Origin of the sequence: Caballeronia sp. (assembly GCF_049581465.1) — a bacterium.
Lineage (GTDB): Bacteria > Pseudomonadota > Gammaproteobacteria > Burkholderiales > Burkholderiaceae > Caballeronia.
Genome location: NZ_JBAUSA010001031.1, coordinates 1 through 4,552, shown reverse-complemented (window position 1 = coordinate 4,552; position 4,552 = coordinate 1). Strand labels below are relative to the sequence as shown.

The following is a 4,552-nucleotide window of genomic DNA, read 5'->3' as shown; positions in this document are numbered from 1 at the left end:
GCGATGACCTGGATCTGCTGAGCTAAAATCCGCCTACCGGAACCTCGGCATCGTTCCGGTCGATCGAGCAACGCTCCTGTTTCGAGTCGAATGACCGCTTGCAGAGGCGGAGCTGACGTCTGAACGTCCGAACGATGTTACGGGCGAATGACGCCTTCTGGCCGCGGTCTGCCTGACGCGATCGGCGGCACCCTACCCTGAACAGCGTTACACGCTATCCAGAGCCCAGACATCTAGTTCGCGGGCTTGGCACACTGGCCGATGCATCATGGACCCGTGATGTCGCGTAGTTGAACAGCGGCTAGTGGCGTCTCGAGAATCTCATCGTCAATCTTTTCGACTCGATAAGCGGTCGAACCGGGCGCCCAGGAAACCGTCTTCTCGATCTCGCGATCCGCAAAAAGAACGGCAGCGCGATCGTCGATAGCTAAGGTCCGCGGCATCCTTCCAAGACGCATTTCGGATAGAAAATTAATGCGTCGCCCTGGAATATTAGTGTTGCTGTAATGGGCTGCGCACGCTCCTTGAATCAGGCCTAAACCTCGCTGCAAGCCGTAATTCCCCTGTTCAAACGACCCGCCCAGGCCTGTCTCAAACCAACACATAGCGCCGGCGCTCATACCGGCGAGGAGAATACCCTGGTCCCACGCTTCCGAAAGAGTGCTATCCAAACTCCACTCGCGCCAATACGAGTCGCCACGCTTGCTAATGCCCAACAGGTTTTGCGTTCCGCCGCTAGAGTGCTGCCGAGGGACCAGACCGAGCCACGCGGCAAGCTGACGTCCGTTGCGGAAGTGCTTTGCATCACCAATGGTCGCCACCAAGGCAGTCGCTGTAACCGGTTCGACGCCTGGTATTTTTTCCAGCTTTTGTGCGAGATCGCTCTGTCGGCCCCAGTTCTTGAGCTGGACATCCGATCTCGGCCACTTGCTGGAATAACGCCCTCAGGTGATCCGTCAGGCGCAGCAATCTTCACCAAGGGCAATGTGGTCAGCGCGACGGCCACGTTAAGCGCTGCAAGGCGTGTGCGACGACTAGTGCAATCTATCAAAGGTAGCCAGCTAGACGCCGGATGTGCAGCACTGTGCCTGACGCGACGTTAGTGCGACCGGTAAGGGCTACGCCACGTCGACTCGGCCCATAGCTCGGTCCTCAGGAAACGCGAGCACAACTGCCAGGATTGTGGTTTCCAGCGCAAAATGCGGGAAACAAGGAGCCACTTATGCCAGCAGACAACCTCGACGGGTATTTGGACAAGATCGTGAGCGGTACGAAGCAGGATCTGGATTCCTTCTTGGCCTTCTTCCTTTGGGAGTGCCCCTCCAGCATGATCCCGTCGAAAAAAGAAGTGCGGCAATGGGCCGAAGCACTGGCCAAGCGCGGCCCTGAGTTTGCATCGGATGCTAAAGCCTGTCGTGAATGGTGCGACTGACGACGCACCCCCAAGAGCTGAGGTGGGCCAGCGGCCAAATACGCCGCTGGTGCAAGATACATACGGGCCATGACGAGGGCCGACCGATACGCCAATTCGTCAAATCCTCTCGTCATACTCCATTCGGCCGTCTCGAGTGTCCCCATCGCTCCGTTAAGTGTGCGCGTCTCCCCGCGAGCCACGCCTCTGGCCTGACGCGCCCGCGTGCGGGCTTGCCCATGCTGATAAAAAGTGCGACCGTCCAACCCCGAGCGACTGGGCCAGTGTGAGTACTTCACCCCACTCGCGACCAAATAACCCCCAAGCGCGCGGTGCGCGCATGCGCTTCAGCCAGTTCCCTCACGGTTTGTTACTCGCAGGCGGTCGCCAAGAGCCCACGGCAGCAGCCGTCGCCGCCCATTCAACGCGTCATCAAGCGCGCGGTGATGCGTTCCGGCGAGATGCAGGCGAACCAGCTCGCGCGCCTTGAGCATGCCCACTTCCTTGCCGATCCGACACGACTTGGCAAACAGGCGCTTGGCGTTCTGATGCGGTACTGCGATGGGCGTAGCAACGCCATGGCGCGCGCTGTCGCGCTCGAGCTGCTTCCGGTCATACGCTCCCCAGCTCGTCCACGTCGAGCCGGGTTGCTGGTGCCGTGCAACGAACTCGCGCAGAGCATCGGCGGCGACCGGAAACCGCGGCGCGCTATCGACGTTTGCCTGCCTGATCCCGATCAAGTGCGTGCAGAACCCAGTAAGTTGCGGATTTAGAACCGGGCGTACAAACGACTGGCAGCGGTCAAGCACTAAACCATCGGCGCCGACCCAGCAGGCGCCGATCTAAATCGTTTCCATATCAAAAGCCGGGTCGGCATCCGAGCAAGTTGCTTCAAGGTCCACCACCAGGATTGCAGCGCGCGCCAAACTCACGGCCCACGGCTTGCGCGTGCGCCCACACCTCGCCTGCACATAGTGCAGACGGGTCGGATTGCGCGAACAGATCGGCCAGCTTCACGTTGTTTGGCACGCCAATTATGTTTATCGGTTGATCCTACGCAGCCCAGTCATCACGTGCAAGCGCGCTAAGAGGGTGTCCGCCTGACCAACGAACGTATGGTCGCGGTGCGCGGTTTCGGGCAGAGTAATGTAGTGCCGCGCCGTAACCTGCGGACTCGAATGTCCAAGCGCCCGCTGAACTTTTCGCACATCGCGCGTCCGCTCGTAGAGCCGCGTACCGAACGTCGGCCGCAGCCGCGCAAGATTTAACTGCATCGACTTGCTCCGATCGTCCTTGAGGCCATGCCGGAAAACAAAACTCTCGGCTAGTTGGTTAAATTTTCGGATATCCAGCCTATGGGTTTCACCGCTCCGCACGCCGCGCTCAACTCTATACAGAAAAATGAAATCTGCATGGCGCGCAGACGCGGTCGATGCCAGCGGCGCGGTATATTCCATGGCCGCACGCACGTAGCTACCGACACTGAGCGGGATCGTCGTTACCTGATCAGATCCGGCATGCTCTTCACTGGCTTTGCTATACGACGTAACCTGCGTCGAGTAACCCCGACGCTTCTCCGTGACCAATATCTCGCGATCAGCGAGAGGATGCGGACGCACGCTATCGCGGCGCAGATCGAGCAGGCCTTGTGGATTCCGGCCTGTCGCGATGGCAAGGGCGATCAGATAGACCGCGAGCACCTGCAAAGACGACAACGCACCGGGGCCGCCCGCATCGAGCGTGCGGAGATCGGCATTGACCGCATCGACTATCCGCCGCAGCTCACTGTCGGTATAAGGTTCGCGCGGTGGGGTTGCGATGTTGACGCGCGGAAACGGATTCTTGGGGAATGCAAGGGCAGGGCTTACCAATTCCGGCGCGAACTTCTGCCGATTGAGCAGCAGGGATTTCATCCGGTCATAGACCGCTTTCTTCGACGAAAGCGACCAGGGCTTGCCACGGCTCTTTCCTTCGGTGACGGTCTGCATCTCAAGCCACGCCAGAAATTGCCGGATCACGGCCGCGTCGATTTCGCGGAGGGCGTCAACACCGTTGCCGCCCTCTCGCAGTACGTCCAGAAACCGCCAAAACGGTTTTACTCCAGCCGCGACGAAATCTTTAAGCGTGTTCCCCTGAACTTGGTGCCGAAGCGACCAGACGGCATCCCGAAACTGCGCAGCAAGCTCCTGCCGCCCACCCCTCGAAAATGGTTCAAAGTCAAAGCGGATCAGTCCGTGGTTCGGACAGTCGATCGTGAAGTGCCATCCCGGCGGAAGGTCCACGACCTCCGTGCCGACGCCAGCGAGGTTCATCTTTCGGCTAACTCGTTTGCGGCCGATCATCGGCATACCCTCGCGCCAGTGCGCACAACATCTCAGCGACATAGCCGTCGGCGTCGTCGTGGCTAACGATATCGGCGGCCTTCACGTAGATCTCGGTGGTCGTGACTGACGCGTGCCCGAGCCGGTCGCTGACCCACTTCAACGCATTAATCTTCGGCTTCCCGGACATTCTCACCAGTTCATGGACCGCGAACGTGTGCCGCAACATGTGCGGATGGCACCGGATGCCACAGCGCCGACTGGCCTGCCTGAACTGCTCGTTCAGACCATCCAGCGATAGCTCTTCGCCCGCCCTAGTCAGGAAGAGCCGCGTTGTCGCCAGGCCGTAGCGCTGCTTGTACATTTTTGCGAGCCGTGGGCGCTCACGCATCAGGTAATCGTGCAGGTGACCCGCCAAGGAATACGGAATCTGAACCCACCTTTCTTTCGAGCCCTTGGTCGGCGTGATGGCCGGGTCCAGCGTGACCTTGATCGACCTGCCAGGATCATACCCGCCGAGATTCGGAAGGACCCGCATATCGAGCAGCGCGGCTTCTTCTCGGCGCAGGCCTGCAAGCATCATCAGCCACCCGATGAGCCGCGTTCGTTCAGGCGAAAGCGACTCCATGAATGCAGCGGCGTCACGCAGCGAGAGGAACTTCGGCAGCGGCCGCGTCGACGGCAACACCAACTCATTGGCATCAAGCCGGTTGCCGGATGCATCGACGTGAGCCAGAAACCCAGCAGGCTTCCGGATCAGCATCTCGCTACGGTCGAATGGAAGTCGGTCAATCAGATTGGTCCGGCGACACCACGTATA

4 protein-coding genes and 2 pseudogenes are annotated in these 4,552 nt (G+C 59.9%); 1 reads left to right on the top strand and 5 read right to left on the bottom strand.

The window, feature by feature from the left end:
* Positions 1 to 266: 266 nt before the first annotated feature.
* Positions 267 to 629 (bottom strand): annotated as a pseudogene (locus tag WCA53_RS25210) (Type 1 glutamine amidotransferase-like domain-containing protein); the annotation flags it as partial.
* A gap of 51 nt (positions 630 to 680) precedes the next feature.
* Positions 681 to 969, bottom strand: a pseudogene (locus WCA53_RS25205) (transposase); the annotation flags it as partial.
* 253 nt (positions 970 to 1,222) lie between these two features.
* Between WCA53_RS25205 and WCA53_RS25200 the strand changes: the two are divergent.
* A complete protein-coding gene (locus WCA53_RS25200) occupies positions 1,223 to 1,432 on the top strand; it encodes a hypothetical protein (RefSeq protein WP_423916836.1) in 210 nt (69 codons plus the stop codon).
* 326 nt (positions 1,433 to 1,758) lie between these two features.
* Here the strand turns inward: WCA53_RS25200 and WCA53_RS25195 are convergent, their stop codons facing one another.
* From WCA53_RS25195 to WCA53_RS25185, 3 genes are all read right to left on the bottom strand, one after another.
* Positions 1,759 to 2,220, bottom strand: coding sequence for an exonuclease domain-containing protein (locus tag WCA53_RS25195; RefSeq protein ID WP_423916834.1), 462 nt, complete (start codon positions 2,218 to 2,220; stop codon positions 1,759 to 1,761).
* A gap of 231 nt (positions 2,221 to 2,451) precedes the next feature.
* On the bottom strand, positions 2,452 to 3,723 hold the full coding sequence (locus tag WCA53_RS25190; RefSeq protein ID WP_423916832.1) for a tyrosine-type recombinase/integrase: 1,272 nt from the start codon (positions 3,721 to 3,723) through the stop codon (positions 2,452 to 2,454).
* Between the two features lie 7 nt (positions 3,724 to 3,730).
* A partial coding sequence (locus WCA53_RS25185; RefSeq protein ID WP_423916830.1) for a tyrosine-type recombinase/integrase occupies positions 3,731 to 4,552 on the bottom strand: 822 nt, incomplete at its 5' end.

What these genes read in the sequence shown, in the direction of transcription:
- WCA53_RS25200 (WP_423916836.1), top strand. Translation starts at nt 1,223, where the DNA reads ATGCCAGCAGACAACCTCGACGGGTATTTGGACAAGATCGTGAGCGGT.
- WCA53_RS25190 (WP_423916832.1), bottom strand. Translation starts at nt 3,723, where the DNA reads ATGAACCTCGCTGGCGTCGGCACGGAGGTCGTGGACCTTCCGCCGGGA.